The organism is Streptomyces sp. NPDC050422 (assembly GCF_044458665.1).
GTDB lineage: Bacteria > Actinomycetota > Actinomycetes > Streptomycetales > Streptomycetaceae > Streptomyces.
Window position 1 is genome coordinate 1 of record NZ_JBITIE010000062.1, and the last position, 1934, is coordinate 1934.

A 1934-nucleotide genomic window follows, 5' to 3' on the forward strand; every position below is an offset into this window, starting at 1 on the left:
AGTTCTACGAGTCCACCAAGGACGCCTGGACCCAGGCCGCCGACCTCAAGGCCGGCCAGAAACTCCAGAACGAGTCAGGCCGCCCGACCGTGGTGATCGACACCACGGCGTACACCGCAAGCCGCACCACGTACGACCTCAGCATCGACGGCCTCCACACGTACTATGTCGCGGCAGGCGAAGCGTCGGTGTTGGTGCACAACACCGACGGCATGCGGGAAGTTTCCGGCTCCTCGTGTCCTGTTCCCGTTGGCCAGGCCAGGGCACTGCTGGACGATGCTCAGGCACTCCACGACGTGGTGAGCGCCAGGAAGGCAATGACGGACCCAGTTGGTGCACGAAGGGCGGACCAGGGAACCACCGTTGCCACCGGTGCTTTCAACGGGCGCAAGGTGTACTCCGTGAACAACAATAAAACCACCAAGGCCATGCGAGATCTTGCTGACGACATGGGGTACGAGCGAATTTCAGGGATTGAGCACACCGACCCAGGGATCCGCACGGATGCCGAGCAAATCCTCTTCAACGCTGTAGACGATGGCACGTTGGCCAATCGTGGTGTCGTGGCCTCTTCTAGGCCAGCTTGTGGTCCAAGCCGACAGAACTGTGCTGCCAGAGCTGGAGATTATCCACACATCACCCTATGGGAGCGGAGTCGAACTGCGCCATGGGATAGAGGATGAGTAGGGCTGCAGTCTGACGGCTGAAAGGCCGTTGTGAGACTATGGGCGTGTACCTCGGTTTATTCTGAGGTGCACGCCCGTTCACGTACACACCGGTGAGGTTCTTGTGACGCTTTGGGACGTTGAAATTGACCCCTATGAAGACGCGTTGTTGAGTTGTTCGAGGGAGTCCCTGGAATCGCTCGCGCTCGAAGTGATAAAAACGGTGCCAGAGTATTTCGATCGACCGTTGGATGATCTCTTTGATCGCGGAACGGTTGCCCTGTTCAGGAATGCACTAGAGGAATTCCAGGCATTCTCGGGCGCATCGCCGATCGTGGTGGAGCGATGGAACGAAATGTTCAAGGACGTTTACGACTGGCAGGACAGCAGTTCGCCCTTCATTGCGGCGTCATTGGTCCAGGGCCTTGGACAGTTCGCGGACCTTCTCCTGGGGCGCTCTGACGGCGAGGAAGTTCTAGAAGTTCTGTCCTCCTGCTACGAGTCAGTTCTTTCTTCCGCTCGTCTCGGGCGTGCGGCCTCCATTGATGATGAGCGCAGGAACCCTAACTGTCGGGCGGCTGTTTCGCGTCAGGTTGCGTTGATCCAGGAAGCTTGCGGACGTTGATTGCAATCGCTCACCACGCTCACTTCAGTACCAGTGATTCCTGATGCCGACGGTGTCAAGCCGTGAGCGGTGTGGGTGGGCAGGGGTGTTCGTAGGCCCGTCCGTCGCGGAGAAGTGCCCAGAGGATGTTGACGCGGCGGCGGGCCAAGGCGAGGTCGGGCCGGATGTGGCGTTTACCTTCGGCGCGCTTGCGTTCGTAAAATCGGTGGGAGTCATTGATGCGAACACGATCGGTGACAAGCGCCGAAGTCACAGCTGTCACGGCAGCTGTAGTTCCGATCATGTGGCTGCGGTGACCTCTTCCAGCGGCGGTGACAGGCGGTGGCCTAGAACTGGTGCCGCCGTCGCCACCTCGACCAGAGCAGGATGTGTCCGGGGTCGGTCACGGGCTGCGGCAGGACGAAGGCCCGGAGGATCCTCAGGGGTTCGGGGCGGGCGAGGGGACCTTGGTGGCATCTGTCATCTGCCAGGGCAGGGTCGGCGGCGCGGCGCAGGGTGGTGCTCACGGACAACAGGGCAGCGGCGATGAGGCTGATCAAGCTCCAGCGGTCTGGATGAGGGGTCCGGTCGATCTGCGGGTGGCCGGCGTGTCGGGGGTGGCGGTATGAGGGAGTACCCGCCGGTTCCCGGCGTTTCGTCCGCAC

The 1934-nt window shown here is 61.1% G+C and carries 2 protein-coding genes and 1 pseudogene; 2 read left to right on the forward strand and 1 reads right to left on the reverse strand.

All coding sequences use genetic code 11. The annotated features are described in order from the left end of the window. Together ACIBJG_RS38770 and ACIBJG_RS38775 are read left to right on the forward strand one after the other, a co-directional pair. Nucleotides 1-683: polymorphic toxin-type HINT domain-containing protein (locus ACIBJG_RS38770; protein WP_399315057.1), on the forward strand; the 683-nt coding region annotated here is incomplete at its 5' end. A gap of 106 nt (nucleotides 684-789) precedes the next feature. Further along, nucleotides 790-1290, forward strand: a complete 501-nt coding sequence (locus ACIBJG_RS38775) for a hypothetical protein (protein WP_399315058.1) — start codon at nucleotides 790-792, stop codon at nucleotides 1288-1290. A gap of 55 nt (nucleotides 1291-1345) precedes the next feature. Here the strand turns inward: ACIBJG_RS38775 and ACIBJG_RS38780 are convergent. Beyond that, nucleotides 1346-1540 (reverse strand): annotated as a pseudogene (locus ACIBJG_RS38780) (IS110 family transposase); the annotation flags it as partial. Between the last annotated feature and the right edge of the window lie 394 nt (nucleotides 1541-1934).